Source organism: Candidatus Goldiibacteriota bacterium HGW-Goldbacteria-1 (assembly GCA_002839855.1).
Lineage (GTDB): Bacteria > Oederibacteriota > PGYV01 > PGYV01 > PGYV01 > PGYV01.
The window spans coordinates 66114-91647 of the sequence record PGYV01000012.1 but is presented as its reverse complement, the minus strand read 5'-3'; the positions used below and the strand labels follow the sequence as shown (position 1 = coordinate 91647).

Here is a 25534-nt window from a genome sequence, read left to right as displayed (position 1 = left end):
ACGTTGAAGTAAATCAGGAAATAGAGCTTGTATTTGACATGAACAAGACACACTTCTTTGACCCAAAGACCGAAATAGCTTTAGTATAAGGTTTAAATGTGCGTGTGAATGCAAAACTTAAAATAACAGTGGCGGCGGCCTTAATGGCCGCCGCTTTTTCTTATGCGGCGTACGGCGCCGATGCAATTTCCGCCGATTCAAAACCCAACACGGCATCCCCGCTATTTATTTCCGGAGACACCCTTGTTTACGATGATACCGGGTCTGAAATAACAGGCGAGGGCAATATTATCTTAAAACAGGAAGGGACATCCCTTTTTGCCGACAGAATTTATATAAACAACGAAACAGGGGACGTGTCCGCCGAAGGCAATGTGCTTTTTATAAGCGGCGATTCCAAAGTGCAGACGGACCGTATGTTTTATAACATAAAGACAAAATCCGCTTACACCAAAGACGTGCATCTGTTAAGGCACCCCTGGATAGCGCGCGGCAAAAAGATGATGAAAGACGGAAAGAAGTGGGAGCTTGAAACGCCTGTTTTCACTACCTGCGACAGGGAACACCCCCATTACCGCATGGAAGCATCCATGATATACCTTTACGAGGATGACAAAATAGAGGCGTGGAATACCGTGGTTTATATAGGCATGGTGCCTGTGTTTTATTTTCCGTATTTTGCCTATCCGCTGAAAGGCAGGCAGGCGCCCTTTGATTTTAAGTTTGGGCATAATGATTATTCCGGCTGGTACGTTTACACAAAATACAATTTTTACCTTGATTATCTGAATTTCGGTTCGGTCGGTTTTGATTACCTTGAAAAACAGGGCAACCGGTATTCGCTTGGATTAAATTACGGGTTTAATGAAAAATCAACAGGGCACTTTAACGGTTTTTATAACCTTGAAAAAATCACCAATACCGGCAGGTGGTCTGTTAATTACGGCCATTCGCATGTTTTTGACGAACGTTCGCGCGCCACTGTTAATTTTAACAGCGCCAGCGACAGGGATTTAAACAAGGACTTTCTTGACAGCAAAGTGGACCCGTACAGGCAGGACGCCGATATATACTATGCCACAAGTTTTGGCGGCCACTCTTTTGGCATAAGGGCGGCGGATTCCCAGCAGTTAAACACAATAACCGCAAAATACTACACCGCGTCCAGGACGCTGCCGTCCATAAATTATTCAATGACATCCGCCCAGATACTGCCAAGGGTCTATTACAATCACTCCTTAAACTATTCAAGGACGCTGCCTTTAATGGAAACGGAGTATAACGACTACGCTGTCTTTGTGCCAAACCTTCAGCTGTCGCTGCCGCCTATGGGGCCGGCTTCGTTTTCCGCAAGCGCGGGGTTAAACTCCAGGTGGGAAAACGCGGAGCGTGATAAAAAATGGGGCGCTTTTTATAACTCTATGACATCATCAGAAACGCTGTCTTTAAACCTGTTCCCCGGAATTTTATATTCCACAATATCGCATTCTTTCGCCAGGTTATTAAACAAAGCCGACACCCTGCCGTATACAGGTATTACAAATAATTCAATGTCCGCCAGCGCGGGGTTAAGCCTTGCTAATTTAAGGCTTACATCGTCCACGTCATACAACCTGCTTTTAAACAGGGAAGAAGTGGAAAATGACAGGGACAGATTTTCCATGCTGAATTTAAACGCTTCCACCAACCTTGAAGGGGCGTATTTTACGGCAAACGGCACTTACAGCATATTTGCCAACAGGATAAAAAGTTTAAGCTCCGGGTTCAGCCTGTCTGATAAAAACAACAGTATCTGGACGGTTGCCGCGCACACTAATTTTATAAGCAATCAGATAGATTATAACGAAAGGCCGCAGGCCGGCGTGCCGGATGTTATTACTTTTGACACGGGATTTTCATTTTCGCTGACCGAAGAATTTAAAGTTTCCGCCACCAGAAGCTATGACCTTGTCAACAAGCAGCTTTATTCGCACTCTTACAGCATTACCTGGTTTGTCCACTGCTGGGAAGCTTACTTTACCTGGTCCAAAAGGCAGGACGGGGTGGAAGATGTTTACTTTACAATTTATATAAGCGCGCTTCCGGAATTCAAGGTAAACAAACCGTCGTCAGCCGCGCCTAACTACAACCTTTTATTTAATCAGATGGGGCAGTAATGGACACGTCGCCGCTTGAAAAAGAAATACAGTATTTAAAAGGCGTGGGGCCCGCGCGGGCATCCGCGCTTAAAAAGCTTGGCATTGAAAATGTGGGAAACCTTTTATACTATCCGCCGCGCGCCTGGGCTGACAGAAGCGAAATTAAACCCATATCCAAACTGATACCGGGGCAGCACGAAACCGTTCACGGCATTGTGGTAATGGCTTCCACGCAGAAAATAAAGTTTAAACTTACAATTACAAAAGTCGTCATTCAGGATAAAAGCGGCCATATCACAGCCGTATGGTACAATCAGCCCTTTATTGAAAAGCAGTTTAAAAAAGGGGACGAAGTTATCATGTTCGGCAAGATAGACATGTTCAGGGGGGTATTACAGATAAACAACCCCGAATATGAACTGTCGTCGCCGGAAGATAATGACGCGGTTAACGTAAACAGAATTGTTCCCGTGTATCCGCTTACGGAATCTGTCACGCAGAAGCAGTTCAGAAAAATGGTAAAGTTTGCCCTTGATAATTACTTGCAGTACATTACCGAATACCTGCCCGAAGAATTCAGAAAAAAGTTTAACCTTGAAGAGCTGCAAAAATCCCTTTTTGCGATACATTTTCCGGAATCGTTTGATTCGCTTGAAAAGGCAAAATACCGCCTTATCTTTGATGAGTTTTTTACGGTGCAGTTCGCGCTTAATATGAAAAGAAAAAAGATGCAGGCGCAGCAGGGAAATATCTTTAACATCACGGGCGAATTTAAGGAAATATTCAGGCAGCACATGCCGTTTAAACTTACCGGCGCGCAGCGCCGCGTGGTGGAAGAGATTAAAAAAGATGTCTCCTCAGGCAAGCCCATGAACAGGCTGCTGCAGGGCGATGTGGGTTCCGGTAAAACCGTGGTGGCAATGATAGCGGCGGTTATTGCCAAAGACAGCGGATTTCAGACGGCCTTTCTTGCGCCTACGGAAATTCTTGCGGCACAGCATATGAGGACCGCGGAAAAATTACTTGAAGGAACCGGCATTAAAGCAGAACTTATACTTGGCGGGGCGGCCACAAAAAATAAAAAAGCCGCGCTGGAGCGTTTAAAAACAGGGGAAACAGATATAGTAATAGGCACGCACGCAATTATACAGGAAACCGTTGAATTTAAAAATCTTGGCCTTGCGGTCATTGACGAACAGCACAGGTTTGGCGTTATGCAGCGCGCGGCGCTGCTTAAAAAGGCGGCGGTTAAACCGCATGTATTAATTATGACCGCAACCCCCATACCAAGGACGCTGGCAATGACGGTTTACGGCGACACGGACGTGTCAGTAATAGACGAACTGCCGCCGGGAAGAAAACCAATTAAAACAGTTTTGTTTTCTGAAGCCAAAAAAGACCGGCTTTATGCTTTTCTGGAAGAGCGCCTTAAAGAGGGCGGCCAGATATATATTGTGTATCCGCTTGTGGATGTTTCCGAAAAACTTGATTTAAAGTCCGCCATTGAATCAGAAAAAGAGATAGCATCAAGGTTTCCGGCGTTTAAAACCGCCATTGTGCACGGGCAGATGAAAAAACCGGAGCGCGATGTAATAATGTCCGAATTTAAGGAAAAAAAGGTGCATATTCTGGCCGCCACAACGGTAATAGAGGTCGGTATAGACATTCCTAACGCCTCTGTAATGGTAATAGAGCACGCGGAACGCTTTGGGCTGTCACAGCTTCACCAGCTGCGCGGAAGGGTGGGCCGCGGCGACAAGCAGTCTTACTGTATTTTAGTGGGCGACCCTTCAACCGAAGACGCCATTAAAAGGCTTACTGTAATGACATCCACGTCTGACGGCTTTAAGATAGCGGAAGAAGACCTTGCGCTTAGGGGGCCGGGCGACTTTTTAGGTACAAAACAGCACGGGCTGCCGGAATTCAGGCTTGCCAATATCATAACCGACAGAAAAATACTTGAACTGGCCAAACAGGCAGCGGACTGGCTGGTGTCTGATAATTGTGATATGGATCACAGAAAAATCAACGAAACTATTGATAATATTAAACATAAGTCGGGCAGAAATTATGACTTGATAAATATAGGATAAAACTTTATAGTAATAAAGGGAAAATAAAGCAGTTTATTTTATATGCGGCAGGTAATGATAAACCGCGGAGGATTGATGAGAATAAAATATTACGGAGTCAGGGGATCCATTCCGGTTACAGGCAAAGATTTTAATAAATACGGCGGCAGCACAACCTGTGTTGTGATTACAGAAGCCAACACAACTCTTGTAATTGATACGGGCACGGGAATGAGAAGTTTTGGAAGGGAACTTATGAAGATAGCGCCTGTCGGACATAAAATACACGTCTTAATGACGCATTACCACTGGGACCACCTTATGGGTTTCCCGTTTTTTACCCCCGCGTTTATTAAAGGCAATGAAATTAACTTTTACGGCGAAACCAAATATAATCAGAGCGTTCAGGATGTATTCAAGAAGCAGCAGCAGTTTATTAATTTTCCCATAGAACTATCCGGCATGGCGGCCAAGATTCACTTTACGGAAATTCAGGACAATGACGAAATAAATATAGGCCCGTTTAAAATACTTACGGCAAAATTAAATCACCCCGCAGGCACACTTGGATTTCGCATACAGTCCGGGGAATCGGCATTTGTTGTGGCAACAGACGTGGAACATTACGCGGTGCCGGACAATAAGCTTATTAAACTGGCAAAAGACGCGGGTATTATTATGTACGACGCGCAGTTTACCCCGGAAGAGTACCCCAAATACATAGGCTGGGGACATTCCACATATGAAGAAGGTATTAAGGTAGCCCAGTTATCAGGGGCAAAAGAAGTTCACCTTTGCCACCACGCCCCCGAACACACGGATGACCAGATAGATGAAATTCAGGCAATGGCGCAGGTAAGATTTCCAAAAGCTTTCGCGGTAAAAGAAGGCATGGAAGTGGAAATTTAAAATATAGCGGTTTAAGCTATAGGCAGTTAAGCATTAGCGAAGGATTAAAGGCAGGTTTTGTTACAGCTTAAATGCTTAAACTGCTGATGTGCTGTATTTTGCTCCGGTAGCCGCACCCTTTAAGGTGCGTGTAGTTGATCTTGTAGGGACAGCTGCTTGAATGCGGGCGTTGCCATTGCATTCACGCTGTCCGGATCTTAGATTTATGTTTACAGTTTTTTTTGTTTTGTAATTGCATGGACACAACAAAACACGCGGGACGCGCGGGAGCACGCCCCCTACAATGACAAGAAATTTTGCGGAGGTAATAAATGGCTGATCCTGTTGAATATGAAATGCTAAAAGAAGCGGCGTTGTTTAAGACTTTAACCGACGCGGAGCTTGATATTGTGGCAAAAAAGGTATTTTTAAAGCCGTATAAAAAAGGGTCAACGTTATTTGTGGAAGGCATGCCCGGTGAAGTTCTGTATTTAGTAATTGAAGGAAGCATTGACATAATTAAGAAAACCAAAGAAGGCGATAAAGTTATTGCAAGCCTTGGCAAAGGCGAAATAGTGGGCGAAATGTCCATTATTGATTCCGGCGCCAGAACCGCCAGCGGCAAAACTGGCGAAGATTCAAAACTGATTGTTGTCACAAAGAACAGTTTTTCGGAAATTTTAGACAGTGACCCCGCGATTGCCGCCAAAATACTTATGACGCTTCTGCGGATGATAAACAGAAGGCTGCGCGTCACGGACAAGAAGTTTGAACAGTAATGAATAAAACCACCTTAAAAAACTTACTATGCGCGGTTCTTATTACCTGCGCTGTTATGGCGTCCGGATGCGCGGGCGCGCAGAAAAAACTTTCCATAGAGCGGCCTGATGTTAACAGAAACCCTTTTCAGGAATCGGTTTCGTTTTTATATTATTCAATGGGCTACCTTGCCGAATTAAACAATCAGTTAAGTTTTGCGGAGGAATATTACACCACAAGCGCCAAATATTCTTACGAGCCCGGTTCAATATTCATGAATCTGGCTTATGTGCAGTCCTTAAAAGGGGAACAGTCAAAGTCCAAAGCCACCGTGGAAGAAGCGTATCTTAAAGACCCGTACAACCCGCAGGTTTTAATAGCGGCCGCGCGGGTAAAACTTGATGAAGAAGACGTAAAATCCGCCAAACCTATGCTGGAACGCGCTATAGAAATAGACCCAATGGCGGCAGACGGATATTTTTACCTTGGCATAATAGCTTTTAAAGAGGGCGATTCACAGCTTGCGGAATCTTTATTTAACAAAAATATCGCGTTAGCCCCGGACAAAGCGGCGGTATCGTACTACAATATAGGCATCCTTTACGGCGGCCGCGATGAATACGACAAAGCGGTGGAATACTTAAACAGGGCAATAGAAACCGACCCCGATTATCTTAAAGCATATGATTCGCTTGCCAAAGCGCATGAAATTAAGGGCAATACTTCTGCCGCGCTTGCGGCGTATGAAAGTTATCTTGAATTAAACCCCAAAGACACAGACATAATGGCGCTTATGGCGGAAGTGCATTACAGGGCGGATGATACGGATAAAGCGCTTAAAGTATATGATGAAATTCTTAAGATACAGCCGGCTAACGCGGATGTATTATATTCCAAAGGTATTATATATTCCGGACGGAAACAGTATAAAGAAGCTGAAAAATATTTTTTAAAGGTGGAAGATTTAAGGCAGGACAGCATTGTGAATAAATATCAGCTGGCAATTGTTTATGAAGCGCAGAAAGAATATGACAAGGCGCTTGAAAAACTGGATGAGATTATAAAAATTGACCCCAAATACGTAAATGCCTATTACCACATAGGTTATATCTACAGCGAACAGAATAAACTTCCGGAAGCAATAGGGATGTTTAAAAAACTTCTTGAAAACAACAAAGAAAACGAGGAATTCCACCTGCTTTTGGGCGCGTCCTACGCGGACAATAAAGAGTATCAGAATGCCGTGGATGCTTACCTGAATGCGCTTAAGATATTTCCGGATTCTGAAAAACTTAATTTTAACCTTGGTTACGTTTATGACAAGATGAAAGAATATGACAAAGCGGTTTTGACCTTTGAAAGGATAATGAAGATAAATCCAAAAAACCCCGACAGTTATAATTACATTGGCTACACCTACGCGGAACGCGGAGAAAAACTGGACAAGGCCCTGGAACTGGTAAATAAAGCGCTGGAACTTGATAAAGACAACGGTTTTTACCTGGACAGCCTTGGATGGGTCTATTACAAGATGGGCAGGTTTAACGAAGCCCTTAAAGAGCTTCAAGCCGCGCAGGCATCTGTAATTAAATTAAGGGAAAAGGCGGACCCTGTAATTTATGAACACATAGGGGATACGTATTTAAAGTTAAATGATACGTCAAAAGCCCTTGAAAGTTACAATAAAGCTGTTGAAAACGGACATGAAGAACCGGACGAAATTAAAATTAAAATAGAGAGTATTAAAAAATAGATGATTTATCTATCACCCGCAAAAGTAAACCTTTCACTGCGTATAACCGGCAAAGACCCAAAGGACGGATATCACTATATAGATTCCATCTTTGACCCTGTAGCCCTTTACGACATCATAGACATTGTTAAAACCGATAATGATTTAATTACAGTGACCGATGTCCGCGGCGCCCTGAAAATACCGCAGGAAAAAAACATAGTGTACAAGGCGGCATTTTTGTTTAAGTCCGCTTATGATATAAAAGGCGGCGTGGATATAAAGCTGTACAAGAATATTCCCAACGGCGCGGGGCTTGGCGGCGGCAGCAGCAACGCGGCAGCGGTTCTGCACGCCATGAATGATATTTTTAAGGTTAAGGCGCCGCTTAAAGCGTTAAGCGCTCTTGGATTCAAGCTTGGGTCAGATGTCCCGTTTTTCATTTATAACACAACGGCAAGGGTAACAGGCAAAGGCGAAAAAATAACCCCAATTACCCGGAAAAAAGCGCTTTGGTATGTGCTTTTGTGCAAAAACACACATGTAGCCACCAAAAAAGCGTATGAACTGCTGGATAATGAAAAAAAGTTGACTTTTGGCAATTCGTATAATATACTTATTGTAAGATATTTGAAAGGGCGGGTAGTAAAGGACAGTTTTCTTCAAAATGACTTTGAAAAACCAATTTTCAAAGCGTTTCCCGGCCTAAAAGAAGTAAAAACAGCTCTTAAAAAGCAGAATAAATGTATAGATGCGTCTCTGAGCGGCAGTGGTGCAACAGTTTTTGCGCTATTTGAAACAAAAACCGATGCTGATATTTGCTGCCGTAAGATGAAAGTTAAATTTCCCGGAAGTTTTGTCAGGACAGCGCATTCAATCTAATGATTAAGGTTATACAAGTCATATCCGGGAGGAGGGTGTGAAACATGAACATCACAGAAGTTAAGATTTTTCCAAGGGCAGCGGCAGAGGGGGAAGACCAGAAGTTGAAAGCGTACGCAAGCATCACGTTTGACGAAGCATTTGTGGTAAGGGGATTAAAGGTAATAGACGGGAAGAACGGGCTGTTTGTGGTAATGCCAAGCAGGAAACTTTCAGACGGAACGTTTAAAGATATTGCCCATCCGCTGAACAACGAAACCCGCGGGCAGATAGAGACAATGGTCCTGGAAAAGTACGGCAACATAACACAGGGTGTTGAAGACCGCGCCCAGTAAGTCTGTTTTTAAGTTGTAATTTATCATATAAAAAAACTCGCAGCGCTTAGGCCTGCGGGTTTTTTTGATTTTTATTATGAGTGTAAAATGAGTGAATCTTTTGTATAATGTTTTTGATGTTTGGACGCTTGGATGCTTGGATGCTTGGTAAAGCAGAGGGACGGATGCACGGAGGGACGGAAGTAAGGACTGAAAATCGAAGGCTCGGTTAGTTCTGGTTGGAGCGAGCCTGCGAAGCGGAAATCCCGGCAATGACGCGAGCTTACGAGCGGAAGCAGGCGGGATAGACGCGGGTCTTCAGCCCGCGGTAGTTGTTATTTGTATTTTTGTTTGATATGGTTTGGTCTTGGTAGCCGCACCCTTTAGGGTGCGTGTAGTTGAAATGTTTTTAATGTAGAGGCGTAATATATTACGCCTCGCTTTTGTAACACGGTCTCATAGTTGGGCGGTAGCCAAATGGTAAGGCACACGGTTTTGGTCCGTACATTTGGTGGTTCGAGCCCACCCCGCCCAGCCATAAATAAAAAAGCCCCTGAAAAGGGGCTTTTTTATTTTGGCTGAGAAAGTAGAGAGTAGAAATTAGAAATTAGAAAATACGAACTACTTTCGTTCACCTTTCTCCTATCTACTATCAGGGTAGTAAGGTTTGGCTGAGAAAGTAGAGAGTAGAAATTAGAAAAGACGAACTACTTTCGTTCACCTTTCACCTATCTACTATCTGAGTAGTAAGGTCTGGCACTGGTAGACGCGGGTCTTTAGCCCGCGAGATCTTGTTTTTATTTTTGATATCCGCGTTGTCTAATGTCCTGCCCTTGTAGGGGACGCGCGGGAGCACGTCCCCTGTCTTTATATGTTTTTTCTTTGAAAAATCAACTGCCGCGGATAATATCGCATGATGGTTGATATAGATGCGATATTAAAGACCCGCATCTACCAGAACCAACTGTCTTTCAAATTTTCCGCTTCTGTTTAACTGCCTAATGCGTATTTGCTTGTTTTCTTCCGTCCCTCAGCGTTGTTGTTTTGCCTAGCCGCCTAGCCGCTTAGCTGCCTAGCTGCCTAGCTTCTGATTTCCCAACCCTCTAACCATCCAAGCGTTCCAAGCCTCCTGTTTTAATTATTGTCCAATCTTTTCATTTATGTCATAATTGAAAATCGGGAAAGGGTATTCTTCACAAAATTTATGTAATGTGTGGCAGTTTATATTTTTTTAATGCTCTCTGCAGTGCGTAGAGAATTGTTCCGGCACAATTACAACTACTTATACGGTTTGAATACGCGGATGGGTTATATTACAAACACAAGGATAAGGTGATGGGATGAAAAAGATTAATAAAACAGCAACGTTTAACGGGCTTATAGCAGCTATTCGGAAAACAAATAATAAACTGACAGAACAGGCAAGTAAAGCTGTTAATATTAGCCTTACGCTGCGAAATTGGCTTATAGGATATTATATAGCAAAGTATGAATTAAAAGGTTTGGACAGGGCAGGATACGGAAAGGAATTTTATAATAAGCTTTCGGCATCACTTGCTAAATATGCTGTTCCGGGTATTAACCCAAGGGAACTGCGGCGTTACAGGATGTTTTATAAAATATATCCGCAGATTTGGCAGACAGTGTCCCCAAAATTACAATTGTCAGCATCGGATTTGGGGGTCACTGTCCCCCAAATTAAACAAAAAACAGCGGGCAATGATACGATTATTACATGGGAATTGGTTGAAAAACTGTCTTTTAGCCATATAACAGAACTTATTGCGATAGAAGATGCCACAAAGCGCAGGTTTTATGAAGTGGAATGCATCCGTGGCAGCTGGTCTGTCCGTGAATTAGAGCGGCAGATAAACAGCCTTTATTATGAGCGTTCCGGATTATCTAAAAATAAAAAGAAATTAAGCGCCATAACGCAGGCAAAGGCGAAAAAACAGGATATAAAGCTGAATATAAGGGATCCATATGTGTTTGAATTTCTTGGGCTTAAAGCAAAAGAGACAATGGCAGAATCACAGGTGGAAGACGCTCTTATAGACAAACTGCAGGAATTTCTGCTGGAACTTGGCCACGGGTTTTGTTTTGAAGCAAGGCAGAAGCGGATACTTATAGGGGAAGAAAACGGCTTTATTGACCTTGTGTTTTACCACAGGGTGCTTAAATGCCACGTGCTTGTGGAACTTAAACTGGGAAAATTCAGCCATGAAAACGTGGGGCAGTTAAATACTTATGTAAGCTGGTATAAAAAGAACATGATGGAAAAAGGCGATAACCCGCCTGTGGGGATTTTACTTTGCACAAAAAAAGACCACGCGCTGGTTTCATACGCGCTGGCGGGGATGGATAATAAACTGTTTGTTTCCAAATACAAACTTGAACTGCCGAAAAAGGAAGAAATGGAAAGGTTCATAAAACAGATAATGCCAAAAGGTTAGTTGAAGCGAACCGCTGCTCTTATCTATGGGATATAGGTTAATTTCTCTTTATGGGCTATGGGCTGCCGTTGAAATCTATGGGCTGCTTTATGGCTTTTCTTCCGCTTCTGCTTAACTGCCTAATGCTTATCTGCTTCTGATTTTCTAAGCCTCCAAGCCTCCAAACATCCGCTTTTATATATGGGATAAATAGGCAAATAATTTGACGTATTTTTATTCATGACGTATAATAAAAAATTGGGAGATAAATTCAGCTGGATATATTATAAGAGGAGCATCTGTTCATGAAAAATTCACTTGTGATTTTTGAAAACTTTAAGATAAGGCGGCAGTATGATGAAAAAGCCGAAGTCTGGTATTTTTCAGTTGTTGATATCATCCGTGCGCTGATACAGCAGCCGGATTTCCAGGCGGCAAGGAACTACTGGAAGGTGTTAAAAAACAGGCTTAAAAAAGAAGGCAGTCAGTCGGTTACAAAATGTAACCGACTGAAAATGATGGCAGCCGACGGTAAAAGTTATATGACTGACGCCGCTGATCCTGAAACATTACTCAGGCTTATTCAGTCCGTACCAAGTCATAAGGCAGAGCCAATAAAGCTCTGGCTTGCGAAGGTAGGGTATGAAAGAATGCAGGAAATAGCAGACCCGGAGAGGTCTGTAAACAGAGCCAGGGAAAATTGGCAGAAACACGGCAGAAGCGAGAAATGGATACAACAGAGGATGATGGGGCAGGAAACCAGAAATAAACTGACGGACTATTGGAAAAATCATGAGATAACAAAAGAAGAAGAATACGCGATATTAACCAATATTATTCACAAAGAATGGACCGGTGTCAGTGTAAAACAACACAAGAATCTGAAGGGTATAAAAACGCAGAACCTGCGCGACCATATGACAGAAGCAGAGCTTATATTCACTGCGCTTGCGGAATTGTCCACAAGAAACATAGCGGAAGCGGTAACGGCAAATGGGCTTAAAGAAAACAAAAAAGCCGGAAAAAAAGGCGGCGGCATTGCTAAAAGGGCCAGGAAAGAACTGGAAAAAAAGACAGGTAAAAGCGTTGTGACAGGAGAAAATTTCCTGCCGCCGGCGCAGATAAAAAGAGTCAAATAAACTTTTATGTTATGATTTACTAAAGCCTATGAAAACTGCAGTGAGGTAATAAACTACTAATTAATATGTTTAAAGTATTATAAATATAGTTGTAAGCGTCTGGTTTTTTCTGCTTCTATCATTCCAAGCCTCCAAACTTCTAAGCATCCAGTATTATTTATGGCTTATGGGCTGCTTTTTGGCGTTCCTCCGCTTCCGCTTATCTGCTTATTTTCCTCCGCCCCTCAGTTTTATCTATGAAATTGGTGTGGGTGTTATCAAATTTTCGAATCTCGAATCTCGATATCCGGTGTGGGTATTATCAAATTTTCGAATCTCGAATTTCGAATCTCGATATCCCTCCGCTTCCGCTTAACTGCCTAATGCGTATTTGCTTGTTTTCTTCCGTCCCTCAGCGTTGTTGTTTTGCCTAGCCGCTTAGCTGCTTAGCTGCCTAGCTGCTGACTTTCCCAACCCTCTAACCATCCAAGCATTCCAAGCATCTGGTTTATAAAAAAGTATTTCCCTTATCCTTACAAATATGGGAAAATAAGAAATATTAATTACTTGTACTGATAATAACGGGAATTTTACGGGGAGGAAGCAGTGGCAAAAAAAAGGGACATAGATAACCGTCTTGTTTGTGAATATCTGGAATTCATATCTATAGAAATCTTCAATAAATATCGTGATATCATAAAAAATTACATACAAGACAAACCCGGCATTTATTCGTTATATAAAGATAACAAGCTTGTTTATGTCGGCCTTGCTTCCAATATGATAAACCGCCTTAAAACCCACAGAAAAGACAAACACGCAGAAAAATGGGATCGTTTTAGCATATACCTGACTGCTACAAATGAACACTTAAAAGAACTTGAATCTTTGCTTTTAAGGGTTGCAGAGCCAAAAAGAAATTCTCAATCAGGCAAATTAAGTAAAGCCCTTGACCTTGAAAGAAAATTAAGAAAGGATATGTCTGATTATCAAAGAAAAGAAAGGGAGTATATTTTTAAAGGGATACACGCAGACAGTGAAGAAATAGCTGATGAAGTGGTTGGTAAAAGCAGAACACCGTCTATGCTTAAGTATTTGCATAAAGGACAAAAAGGATTCAAAATAAGATTGGTTTATAAAGGCAAAACGCATTACGCAAGAGTGGATAAAAAAGGGAATATTAAATTGAACGGAAAGGTTTATACCTCGCCATCGTTTGCAGGTAATTCTATAAGGCATAATGCTACCAATGGTTGGGATTGTTGGGAGTACGAAAAAAGACCGGGGAAATGGGTTAAGATTGATGAGTTGAGGAAATAATATGTTGGATACTTTCGTATCTAATATCATTAATCTACTTTTTGGTTGGCTATTAAAAAGGCCGAAATTAATGATTGAAGTTCGCGCATTTGAGAAACTTTATAATGTACCTCAAGGGGTTAACGATTTGATTAGTGATCCCATAGGTGAAGCAACAATGAATATTAAGAAAACTGATTTTTTTGTTAATTATAGTATTTCTAATGTAAGTGAAAAAAGCAATTCAATAAAAAGGATAGAATATTTAAGCAAGCTTAGTGATAATAAATTGGTTTTTAGGGATACAGATTACTTACTGAAGTCTGTTGATAAACGACAGGGCAAGTATGTGTTTATGCTAAAAGAGTGGGGCGGTACTATGATTGGAGTGAATTATGAAGAGATTTTTAAGGTGGGTTTGTCGGTTGCCCAGGGTCAAATTGTAATTATATCGGATGTAATATGTGTTGAAGATAAAAGGTTGGAAGGTGTTCTGAACAATGAAAAATACATTCTTGAAAATGGAATTAAGATAGTTTTATACGATACATATAATAGGAAATATGAAAAAAACATAGAACTAAAAAATGGATATTTTTCTAATATGATGAAGTGAGGTTTAATTAAATGACAAATTTTAAAGAAAGCGCTAATTTTATATGGTCTATAGCAGACCTTCTGCGCGGGGAGTATAAACCATACGAATACGGGGAAGTTATACTGCCATTGACTGTTCTAAGGCGCCTTGACTGCGTGCTGGAACCCACCAAAGAAAAAGTTTTGTCTTATGTTACCGATACAAAAAAATTCAGCGAAGCAGCAGCAGAAAAGGTATTAAAAAATAAAGCTAAACTTACTTTTTTTAATAAGAGCAAATATGATTTTCAGAAAATTGTGGCAGACCCGGGACATATCGCGGCAAATCTAAGAAATTATATAAATGGGTTTTCATCAAACGCGCGGGATATTCTGCAGAACTTTAAGTTTGAACAGCAGATAAAAAAACTGGACGAAAAAAATCTTTTATATATGTTGGTAAAGAGATTCGCGGAAACAGACCTTCATCCGGATAAAATATCCAACCTGCATATGGGCTATATATTCGAAGAACTAATCCGCAAGTTTGCAGACGCATCCAACGAAACAGCAGGAGAACACTTTACGCCAAGGGAAGTAATAAGGCTTATGGTTGATGTGCTGTTTATAGCGGATGACAAAGCGCTTACAAAACCCGGTATTGTAAAAACCCTTTATGACCCTGCCTGCGGAACAGGCGGAATGCTGTCAGTTGCGGAAGAGTATATAAGGGAACACAATAAGAATGCTGACCTTAGAGTATTTGGACAGGAAATAAATGACCAGTCATACGCTATTTGTAACTCTGACATGTTAATTAAAGGGCAGAACCCTGATAATATTAAGCTTGGTAATTCTTTTACAATGGACGGGCTTGCAGACCAGAAATTTGATTACATGCTAAGTAATCCGCCTTTTGGGGTGGAATGGAAAAAGGTTCAGGATGAAATAACAAAAGAGAGCGAAACAATGGGATTTAAAGGCCGCTTTGGCGCGGGCCTTCCAAGAATAAGCGACGGGTCGTTTTTATTTTTACAGCATATGATAGCCAAAATGAAGCCTGACGGAACAAGGATAGGTATAGTATTTAATGGGTCGCCATTATTTTCGGGCGGTGCCGGCAGCGGGGAAAGCGAAATACGCAAATGGATAATAGAAGGCGATATGCTTGAAGCAATAATAGCCCTGCCTGACCAGCTTTTTTATAATACCGGTATTTCCACGTATATTTGGATTGTAACCAATCATAAGGATAAAAAAAGAAAAGGCACAATTCAGCTTATTAACGCGGTAAATTTCTTTGTTAATATGCGTAAATCAATGGGAAATAAAAGGCATGAAATAAGCAAGGAACAGATTGAAGAAATTACAAGGATATATGGCGATTACAAAGAAGGCGAGAATTGTAAGATTTTTAAGAATGAATATTTTGGTTATACAAGGGTAACAGTAGAACGCCCGCTAAGACTTAACTTTACAGTGACAAAAGAAAGAATAGAAAAATTAAAAGAAGAATCCGCGTTTAAAAATCTTGCAACATCCAAAAAGAAAGGCAAGGAAGCCATAAAAGAAATTGAAGAAGGTACAAAAATGCAGGACGGTATATTAAATGCGTTAAAGGCATTTGACATAAAGAAAGTATATAAGAACAGAGATGAATTTTTAAAAGAACTGGAAGCGGCGTTTGCCAAAAAAGACATAAAACTTAAAGCCCCGGTTTATAAGGCGGTTTTGTCAGCTTTATCTGAAAAGGATGAAACAGCGGATATATGCTTAACCGCGGAAGGCAAACCGGAATCAGATTCAGACCTGCGTGATAACGAGAACATCCCGCTTACGAATAATATAGAAGACTATTTTAAAAGGGAAGTTCTGCCGCATGTCCCTGATGCATGGATGGATAGGGAAAAGGACAAAGTGGGGTACGAAATAAATTTTAATAAGGAATTTTACAAGTACAAACCACTTAGAAGCCTTGAAGAAATTAAGAAGGATATTTTAGCATTGGAAAACGAAACCAAAGGATTGTTGGAAAAGGTGCTGGAATAATGAAAACAGGATTAAACATATATTTAATTAAAGAAGCAGTTAAAAACCATAAAGATATTATTAAAGAAATTGAATCTGTTGAAGAATTCTCACTACCGAAATACAAGTATATGAAATTTTATTATAAACCACAAGATTCAAAACCGGTTAAGTGGATTAAATTGTTAAAAGAAAGTGTTGAAGGCAATTTAACTGGCAAAACAATGACTGCGTCGGGGGTTTTGGTTGTTGAGGTGAAAAAAAGGCTATTTGTAATTACTTTTGGTTATGGCAGGTATATGATTAATGATGAGTTATTTGAAGATCGTTTTGGATTAAAGACGGCATTGAATGTAATTGAATATGACAAGATACGGAAAGCTGATATAAAAAACATAGATGCACGTAGCAGAAGAGCATCGATACAATCGGTCAGGCTGGGATCTGTGGACGAACTTGAGATTCACACAGATAGAGATATTTTAGATGGTGTATCCGGGAAATCACAGAATTCAGATATTTTTGGAGATTATATTACAGGTTCTTTAGCACTTCATATAACAGTGGATTTTAATTTAGAAAAATTAAAGGAATTATGTGAAATAATATTAGAAACTCATGATAAAGATGACTATAAGGAACATTTTTCATGGATTGACCACATTCAATTTGTCAGACCAAAAAAACTCATAGAAAGCCTAAACGAAGAACTAATTAATTATATAAACAACAATACAGATTCTTTCGAAAAAATATTTATGGCGCCTCCGGCTTTAATTAATTGGGAGAACTTCAGGGGGTATCAATATGGAAATAATGTAAATGTTTATGACGATATAAATATTTCTGAATTTATGCAGGTTAATGGATTACAAAAAGAAGATATTAAAATTGATGTATTAAAAAATAAAACTTTAAAATGTGTTGATGATACAGAAACGGTGATTTTAGCTACTTGGAAGATATTAGACTGCATCAATTTCGAAGCAAAATATGAAAGCAAAGACTATATGCTGGTTGAGGGGGACTGGTATGAAATAGATAAAGATTATATTAAGAAAACAAACGATAGAATTGATAAGGTTGAAGAATACAGTGGAATAGTTTTCCCTGATTACAATCATGAAGATGAAGCGGAATATAATGAGGCTTTGTCAAATATTTCTAATTGTATTTTAGCAGATAAAAAATTAATACGATATGGCGGAAGCAAAAGTTCCATAGAGTTTTGTGATGTGGTTCATAACAATATAGATTTTATACATGTGAAAAGATTTCATGGCTCAAGTACGTTGAGCCATCTTTTTTCTCAAGGTTTAAATTCGGTTAAGTTGTTTGTATCTTCGGATGATAGTTTTAGAAAAGAAGTTAAAAAAATAATTACAGGTTTTACTTATACAGATCCGATTAATAAAAGTGAACTTACTGTTGTGTATGCTATTATAAGCAACTCGAAATTTACTAAACTTTCACAAGTTATACCTTTTTTCAGTAGGGTATCGTTAGATACAGTTCTGAATGACTTAGGGTCATCAGATATTAAGGTGAAGTGGAAAAAAATAAACATAATTGATGATGTGAAAGAAAAGAAAAAACCTTTAAAGGTAAAGAAAATATCTAAGGGTAAGAAATGAAACAACATCTAAAATATAAAAGTAGCGGGATAGAGTGGATAGGGGAAATACCAGAACACTGGGCAGTTAAAAGACTTAAATATTCAGATGACGTAATTATGGGTCAATCTCCGGAATCTGAAGATTGCAATAAAACCGGGATAGGTATTCCGTTTTTGCAAGGCAATGCGGATTTTAGTCAATTATCACCAATACCAAGCGTGTGGTGTGAAGTTGCAAATAAGATTGTAGATACAGATGATATATTGATTTCAGTAAGGGCGCCAGTAGGTGCTGTTAATATTGCAGATAGAAAGTATGGAATTGGTAGAGGGTTATGTGCCGTAAGACCTAAAACAACAAATAAAAAGTTAATATATTATCAATCATTATGTTTATCCGAACCATTAAACAAGATTGCAACAGGATCTACATATACTGCAGTATCTGTGGAACAGATTAGTAATATGTATTTACCATATCCACCTAAAGAAGAGCAAAAAGCTCGTGCTGACTTTCTTGATAATAAAATAGCACAAGTGGATGATTTAATAGTAAAAAAACAAAGCATGATAGAACTTTTAAAAGAACAGCGCTCGGTGGTTATTAATGAAGCTGTTACAAAAGGATTGAATCCTGATGTTAAGATGAAGGATAGCGGGGTGGAGTGGATAGGTGATGTTCCGGAACATTGGGATAGAGTTAGATTAAAAACAATTGTAGGAATTAGAATAACTGATGGACCACATGAAACACCTGATTTCGTTGATAATGGGGTTCCGTTTATTTCTGCCGAAGGCATATACAATGAAAAAATTAATTTTGAATCACGCAGAGGAAATATCACTATTGACGAGCATAGAAGGTTTTGTGAAAAATCAAAACCACAAAGAAATGATATACTGTTTGTTAAATCAGGTTCTACAACGGGAAAAATTGGTATTGTAGAAACAGATGAAGAATTCAACATTTGGTCGCCTTTAGCAATTGTTAGGCAAAAGTTAGGTGTAAGTTTCTGGCAATTTATGTTTTTCTTTATGTTATCAGATTATTTTCAGAAACAAGTACAATTGTTTTGGTCGTTTGGAACACAGCCAAATATTGGGATGAATGTATTAGAAAATTTATGGATTACTAAACCTCCTATCAGTGAACAGATTAAAATCGCCAAATATTTATACAATTTCACAGAAAAGAGTAACATTGCCATTGAAATTGAAGAGAAGGGGATTAAATTATTGAATGAATATCGAATGGCTTTAATATCGGAAGTTGTAACTGGAAAAATTAAAATAGGAGACTAATATGGAAAAAGACTTATCAGAAAGTATTCAGGAAATTGTTGATGACAAAGAAGATTTTTATACTAATGACGATCTTTTTGAAATAAAATCGTGGGGTGCAGATTTATCTTTTAGAGAATTAATAACAATGTATAAAGAAGAGGAATTATTGAAGCCAGAGCTGCAAAGAAATTATGTTTGGGATAAAATTGAGGCAAGCAGATTTATAGATTCTTTGTTATTAGGACTTCCTGTTCCAAGTATTTTTCTTGCTTCAACAAAAGATGAAACGAAATTGATAATCGATGGCTATCAAAGAATAATGACAGTACACGATTTCGTAGAAGGTATTTTTAACAAAGATAAGTCTGTTTTTAAGTTATCAAATAGTGAGAAAATAAATAAAAGATGGAGAAATAAATCATTTAAAGAACTTGATGATAAATCTCAAAGGAAAATAAAAAGTACAACAATTCATGCAATATATTTTGAACAAAATAGTCCAAAAGACGACAATACAAGTTTGTATCAGATTTTTGAACGAATTAATACAAGTGGAAAAACACTAATGTCTCAGGAAATAAGAAATTGTGTATATCAAGGTCCATTTAATACGCTTTTGTTTGAGTTAAATAAATGTGAAAAGTGGAGGGCTTTATTTGGTTCCATAGACCAGGACAACAGAATGAGAGATATGGAATTTATTTTAAGGTTTTTTGCGTTGAAAGAAATATTTAAGACGGAAAAGAAAACAGGACAAATATCACTGAAAAATTACTTGAATACTTTTATGGGAAAAAAAGAATCAAATTTGCCGGAAACTATAGAGGCGCGACGAAAAGAATTTTTAACTACGATAGACTTTATATACGATAAAATTGGTTTATCTGCATTTAAAAATATTTCAGTATTTGATGCAGGTAAAGTAATAAATAAATTTCATCCAACAATTTTTGATTCCTTAAGTATAGCAGTATCTTTGCTTCTTGATGAAAATAGTCATTATTTGCCGAAAGGTAATCTTGAAGAAAAGAGACAGCAATTATTAATGAATCAAGACTATGTAAGCTATATTTCTTCTAGAACAACAAACCTTGAAAACATTCATGGCAGAATTAAATTTTGTTTAGATGCATTGCGGGCTTAAAATGAAAAACAAGAACGTTGAACGACAAATAAAAGATTGTTCAAAAGAATTATTTTCAATAAAAAAAAGAATTATAAAATTATCACCGTTGGATAGTATAATTCCATATCTGACAAATTATACCCTTATAAGAGGTTGTGGAACAATTGAATGGGCTATAAAGAATTTAATATATGAAAATATTTGTGCTGCTAATACAAGTATACAAATTAAAGAATACTTTTCTAACAATTTGTTAGAAAGAGCTGTAAATCCTCAGAAAGAAAATATTTTAAAACTGATAAATCATTTTGATGCTGGATGGAAAAACAGTTTTAAAAATGGGTTACGAGCGCAGGCAAATAGTTCGTTAAAGTCTCTGTATGATTTGAGATGCGAGTTTGCTCATGGAGGGAACCCAAGACCATCTTTCCCTGATGTATATAGGTACTATTTTGTTTCAATAGATGCAGTTGTACTTCTTGACAATATCATAAATTAATTTTCAAACAAAAATACTGAAAGGATAGTATATATGAAAATTAAAGATTGGGAAGTGTGGCATACATATACAACATATTTTAGTAATGAAATTCCAGATTTGTACAAAGTTGCAAAACAACTTTTAAAAAATGGAATTGCTGAACTTGCAGTACATTCAGATGGCAGTTTCTATTGGTTGGGCAAGGAAAATATAAGACAAGGAGCAATAGAATTTCAATCGTCAGAATCTGTAAATTACAACAAAGTACAATTTAATACGAAAGATGGTAAACCTGCTGATTATGATGCATTCATTGAAGAATGCTTATTAATATCTACAAAAATGAAATTTGAAAGTAATCGAATATTTGGTGATGACATCAATTTAATGGAGCCTAATTTACGGGTTTTTACGGGGTTATGTAAGCTTTTAAATAAAGAGACCGGTTTTGAGGTTAATTGTTACCCTGTAATTACACTTTATTCAAATGGGATTTTAATTGTAAGTTTTAGAATTATTGGGACCCCAAGTAAAATAGAAATTGATGATTTTATTGAATATGGACAGAATTTATCTAAATTATTTTTTGATGAGGCGAAATGCCCGCCTGGTTTTGGAATTTGGGCTCCCGTCGCAGGTAAGTTATCGCGAATTAATAACTTTATTTATATAAAAAAAGTTTTGAAAAATCCACAATATGTTTTTCATAGAAAAGAATTTGAAAAGAGAATAACTGAAGAAAATGTTGGTGATTTTAAATTTAAATTTGCCGCACTAACGAAATCGGTAGAGAAAGAAACGTTATCTGGATTAGTACAAACAGTTTTTAGACTTATTGGATTATTTATTAACGCGAAGGAAAAACATATTATTTGGAACTATTCGGAAAAGCAAAACAAGCAGGGTGATTTCTGGCAAGGAAGACCTAATATTTATATAATAAAGCATTCAAATCAAAATGTGAATGCTAAGGACAATTTTAAACAAAACAAAAATGATTTTATCAAAATTTTAGCGCAGGGGCAGAATACAAATATGAAGAATGACGACAAGATATTTGTTACAGAAGATTTACGGTATTTTGATGATTATAATGTTTTTATTACTTCTGTTGTAACGCTGACTATTTGGTCAAAAAAGGGAATTTCTACTGAACAAGAGTTAGTAGATGTAAATAATGGTCATTTAATTTATGATAAACAAGTCTTGGCTGAAACTTTAGAATTCGGGTATATGTTGTACAAAGCAATTATTGATAGAATACTAAAACAAAATGATCCTAATATAATTTTTTTAATGAAAAAGGATCTATCGCAATTCAAGTATAAGATGAATAATATGGGTCATTATGGTGAAATACGGGAAATGTTAAAAAAAGGATGGAAGGAATATGGAGTAGAAAATCTTCAACATTATCTTAATGATTTAACAGCCATTCAATCATCACATATTGAATGGAAAGAGAGTAAGGATACCGCGAAAAGGGATCGTATTTTAACTGTTGTTTTAGGAGTATTGGCAGCCCCGGGTATTGCGCAAACAATAACAATCCCATTGTGGGATTATTTTAAATGGCCTTTACCAAAAATAAAATTAGCTTTAGTAGAACCATTTATTACGGTAGTGACGTTAATGTTTATGTTGTTGTGTTTGTTACCTTTTTTGTTTTCAAAAAAATTAAAGATAACGCTATAGAAAATATTTATAATATGTTTAGTAAGGAAATATTTGATTTGAATTGAATAAAACAAGGGTGAATAATAAATGTCAAAAACAAATGAGCAAGGTTTTGAAGAATCTATAGAGCAATCACTGCTTACTACTGGTGGGTATGTAAAGGGCAATCCTGTGGATTTTGACCGGAATATTGCTATGGCGACAGGGGAATTGTTTACATTTATAAAATCAACCCAACCCAAAGAATGGGCGGAGCTTGGCAAGATTCATGGCGCGGATATAGAAAAGAAGTTCTTATACCGCCTTAATCAGGAAATTGACACAAGGGGAATTTTGGATTGTTTAAGGAATGGGATTACTGATTTTGGGCAGAAATTTATGCTTGCTTATTTTAAACCGGTAAGCGGGTTAAACCCGGATACCATCTTACTTTACAATAAAAACATCCTGTCAGTCACACGTCAGGTGCATTTTAGCCTTAAAGATGAAAGTTCGCTTGATATGGTACTGTTCTTAAACGGGCTTCCTATAGTCACTATGGAGCTTAAGAACCAGTTTACGGGGCAGAATGTAAATAACGCGAAGAGTCAGTATAAATATGACAGGGATGAGCAGGAACCAATATTTCAGTTTAAAAAACGCACCCTTGTGCATTTTGCCGTTGATACTGATGAAGTGGCAATGACTACCCGCCTTCAGGGCAGTAAGACTAAATACCTGCCTTTTAATAAGGGTTATGATAAAGGCGCGGGGAACCCGCCTAACCCAAATGGGCATCGGACAAGTTATTTATGGGAAGAAGTTCTTACAAAAGACAGCCTTATGGAAATTATTGGGCAGTTTCTTCATCTGGAAGTAAAAGAGATAGAAACTGACGGTAAAAAGTATAAGAAAGAAAGCATGATATTTCCGAGGTATCATCAGCTTGATGTTGTACGGTCTATTACTTCTGATGTAATCATAAACGGTGCGGGCAATAATTACCTTATACAGCATTCGGCGGGCAGCGGTAAAAGCAATTCAATAGCCTGGCTTGCTTACCGGCTTGCGGGTATTCATGATAAAACAGAAAAACGGGTTTATGACAGTATTATTGTAATAACAGACAGGCTGGTTCTGGACCAGCAGCTGCAAAATACAATTTATCAGTTTGAACACAAGGCAGGGGTGGTACAAAAAATAGATGAAAATTCCACCCAGCTTGCAGAAGCCCTTAAAACAGGAACAAATATTATTATAACAACGCTTCAAAAATTCCCGTTTGTACTTGATAAAGTAAAAGACATGCAAAAAAGAAACTATGCTGTTATCGTTGATGAAGCTCACAGCTCTCAGGGCGGGGAATCGGCTAAGAAAATGAAAGATGTTCTGTCTGATGTAACTTCAGAATTAAAAGCCGCTGAAGATAAACCGGATGAGTTTGATGACATAGAGGAAGATTCGCAGGATTGTGTCCGTGAATCAATGCTAAGGAGAGGTCCTCAAAAGAATATGAGCTTCTTTGCGTTCACCGCAACCCCTAAACCTAAAACTCTTGAAGTGTTTGGCAAAAAAGATATAGAAGGCAAGCCGCAGCCTTTTCACCTGTATTCCATGCGGCAGGCAATAGAAGAAGGGTTTATACATGATGTTTTAAAAAATTACACTACGTATAAAACTTTCTACAGGATTACAAAAAAAGCTGAAGAAGACCCTACAGTAAATAAGAAAAAAGCGGCGATTGCAATTGCGCGGTTTACGTCTTTGCATGTCTATAATCTTGCGCAGAAGACAGAAGTAATAGTGGAACACTTCAGGCAAAAAGTGATGGGTTTAATTGGTGGCAAGGCAAAAGCTATGGTTGTTACGGCATCACGTGAGCATGTTGTAAGGTATAAACAGGCCTTTGACAACTATATAAAAGAAAAAGGCTACACAGATATTAAAGCGCTTGTAGCATTCTCCGGTACTGTTCTTCTTGACGGCGTACCGCCGGAGTACACTGAATCTAAAATGAACGGATTTGGTGAAAAAGAACTTCCTGCAAAGTTTAATGGTTCTGAGTATCAGATACTTCTTGTTGCGGAAAAATATCAGACAGGTTTTGACCAGCCACTTTTGCATACAATGTATGTAGATAAAAGACTTGACGGCGTTCGTGCTGTGCAGACTTTAAGCAGGTTAAACAGAACCTGTCCTGGCAAAGACGATACTTTTGTATTGGATTTTGTAAATGAGCGCGATGATATATTAAACGCGTTCCAGCCGTATTATGAACAGACACAGCTTGAAGAAGTTACTGACCCAAATAAGTTATATGACCTTAAGGTAAAGCTGGATACTTTCCTTGTTACGCGGGATGAAGAAATAGAAGGTTTCTGTACGGTATTTTTTGCCAAAAAACAGTCCCCAAATAAAACAGAACACGCAAAGCTTAATTCCCTTATAGATAGCGCGGTGGAGAGGTTTAAAAAAATAGAAAAAGAAGAAGACAGGGAAGATTATGCCAATACACTGGGTGTGTTTGTAAGGTTGTATGCTTTTCTTGCCCAGATTATGCCTTTTTCAGATATAGTACTTGAAAAATATTACGCTTATTCACGGTTTCTGCTGCGTAAACTTCCAAAAAAGAACGCAAACGACAGATATAGGCTAAATGACGAAGTTGCGCTTGAATATTACAGGTTAAAGAAGATAGGTGAAGGTAATATTGTCCTGCAAAAAGACAGCGACAGCAAACTTAAACCTATTTCCGGCGCAGGTACAAAGGAAGACAAGGAAGAAATGGCAAGGCTGTCCGAAATTATAAAGATACTAAATGACAGGTTTGGCACTGACCTTACTGAAGCTGATAAGCTCTTCTTTGATTCGATAGAAGAAGAAATGATGCAGGATGATAAGCTTGGAATTCAGGCAAAAAATAACCCTATAGAAAACTTTAAATTCGGATTTGAGGACATATTTATGAATAAAGTCATTGAACGCATGGACCAGAACCAGGATATTTTTAACAAAATTATGGATGATAAGCAGTTTGCGGAAGTGCTTAAAGCTTATATGTTGAGACGTGTGTATGAGAGATTTAATAAAGCAGAGACAGATGATTCTGCTCTGTGATATTTCAGGGTTAATTT

At 38.5% G+C, this 25534-nt stretch carries 18 protein-coding genes and 1 tRNA gene; all 19 read left to right on the top strand.

Annotated elements, in window-relative coordinates:
* Positions 1 to 143 precede the first annotated feature (143 nt).
* The 19 genes from CVV21_11555 to CVV21_11465 all read left to right on the top strand — a co-directional run bounded on the left by CVV21_11555 (position 144) and on the right by CVV21_11465 (position 25517).
* Positions 144 to 2156 (top strand): hypothetical protein, encoded by a 2013-nt coding sequence (locus CVV21_11555; protein ID PKL90781.1) that lies wholly within the window; start codon positions 144 to 146, stop codon positions 2154 to 2156.
* Positions 2156 to 4231 carry a DNA helicase RecG gene (locus CVV21_11550; GenBank protein ID PKL90780.1) on the top strand — a complete coding sequence of 692 codons (2076 nt, stop codon included), beginning with the start codon at positions 2156 to 2158 and terminating at the stop codon, positions 4229 to 4231. Before CVV21_11555 ends, CVV21_11550 begins: the two co-directional genes overlap by 1 nt.
* Positions 4232 to 4273: 42 nt before the next feature.
* Positions 4274 to 5119 (top strand): MBL fold metallo-hydrolase, encoded by an 846-nt coding sequence (locus tag CVV21_11545; protein PKL90779.1) that lies wholly within the window; start codon positions 4274 to 4276, stop codon positions 5117 to 5119.
* Positions 5120 to 5430: 311 nt separating this feature from the next.
* The gene (locus tag CVV21_11540; GenBank protein ID PKL90778.1) at positions 5431 to 5877 is read left to right on the top strand and encodes a hypothetical protein; all 447 of its coding nucleotides are present in this window, start codon (positions 5431 to 5433) and stop codon (positions 5875 to 5877) included.
* Entirely contained in the window at positions 5877 to 7610 is a 1734-nt protein-coding gene (locus CVV21_11535; protein ID PKL90777.1) for a hypothetical protein, read from the top strand. Before CVV21_11540 ends, CVV21_11535 begins: the two co-directional genes overlap by 1 nt.
* Positions 7611 to 8471, top strand: coding sequence for a 4-(cytidine 5'-diphospho)-2-C-methyl-D-erythritol kinase (gene ispE, locus CVV21_11530; protein PKL90776.1), 861 nt, complete (start codon positions 7611 to 7613; stop codon positions 8469 to 8471).
* Positions 8472 to 8515: 44 nt separating this feature from the next.
* The gene (locus tag CVV21_11525) at positions 8516 to 8806 is read left to right on the top strand and encodes a septation protein SpoVG (GenBank protein PKL90775.1); all 291 of its coding nucleotides are present in this window, start codon (positions 8516 to 8518) and stop codon (positions 8804 to 8806) included.
* Between the two features lie 442 nt (positions 8807 to 9248).
* A tRNA-Gln gene (locus CVV21_11520) sits at positions 9249 to 9323 on the top strand.
* Positions 9324 to 10125: 802 nt separating this feature from the next.
* Positions 10126 to 11238: a cytoplasmic protein gene (locus CVV21_11515; protein ID PKL90774.1), complete on the top strand. Its 1113-nt coding sequence runs from the start codon at positions 10126 to 10128 to the stop codon at positions 11236 to 11238.
* Between the two features lie 284 nt (positions 11239 to 11522).
* Positions 11523 to 12356, top strand: a complete 834-nt coding sequence (locus CVV21_11510) for a hypothetical protein (protein ID PKL90773.1) — start codon at positions 11523 to 11525, stop codon at positions 12354 to 12356.
* A 585-nt stretch (positions 12357 to 12941) separates the two neighbouring features.
* Positions 12942 to 13655: a hypothetical protein gene (locus CVV21_11505; GenBank protein ID PKL90772.1), complete on the top strand. Its 714-nt coding sequence runs from the start codon at positions 12942 to 12944 to the stop codon at positions 13653 to 13655.
* A 1-nt stretch (position 13656) separates the two neighbouring features.
* On the top strand, positions 13657 to 14250 hold the full coding sequence (locus tag CVV21_11500) for a hypothetical protein (GenBank protein ID PKL90771.1): 594 nt from the start codon (positions 13657 to 13659) through the stop codon (positions 14248 to 14250).
* An 11-nt stretch (positions 14251 to 14261) separates the two neighbouring features.
* Positions 14262 to 16259 carry a restriction endonuclease subunit M gene (locus CVV21_11495; protein ID PKL90770.1) on the top strand — a complete coding sequence of 666 codons (1998 nt, stop codon included), beginning with the start codon at positions 14262 to 14264 and terminating at the stop codon, positions 16257 to 16259.
* Positions 16259 to 17872 (top strand): hypothetical protein, encoded by a 1614-nt coding sequence (locus tag CVV21_11490; GenBank protein ID PKL90769.1) that lies wholly within the window; start codon positions 16259 to 16261, stop codon positions 17870 to 17872. Before CVV21_11495 ends, CVV21_11490 begins: the two co-directional genes overlap by 1 nt.
* Positions 17869 to 19155, top strand: a complete 1287-nt coding sequence (locus CVV21_11485; GenBank protein PKL90768.1) for a hypothetical protein — start codon at positions 17869 to 17871, stop codon at positions 19153 to 19155. The genes CVV21_11490 and CVV21_11485 overlap by 4 nt, the downstream gene beginning before the upstream one ends.
* 1 nt (position 19156) lies before the next feature.
* Complete coding sequence (locus CVV21_11480; GenBank protein PKL90767.1) at positions 19157 to 20281, top strand: hypothetical protein; 1125 nt, start codon at positions 19157 to 19159, stop codon at positions 20279 to 20281.
* A gap of 1 nt (position 20282) precedes the next feature.
* Positions 20283 to 20762: a hypothetical protein gene (locus CVV21_11475; protein PKL90766.1), complete on the top strand. Its 480-nt coding sequence runs from the start codon at positions 20283 to 20285 to the stop codon at positions 20760 to 20762.
* 33 nt (positions 20763 to 20795) lie between these two features.
* Positions 20796 to 22439, top strand: coding sequence for a hypothetical protein (locus tag CVV21_11470; GenBank protein PKL90765.1), 1644 nt, complete (start codon positions 20796 to 20798; stop codon positions 22437 to 22439).
* A gap of 69 nt (positions 22440 to 22508) precedes the next feature.
* Positions 22509 to 25517 carry a restriction endonuclease subunit R gene (locus tag CVV21_11465; protein ID PKL90764.1) on the top strand — a complete coding sequence of 1003 codons (3009 nt, stop codon included), beginning with the start codon at positions 22509 to 22511 and terminating at the stop codon, positions 25515 to 25517.
* Positions 25518 to 25534 lie beyond the last annotated feature (17 nt).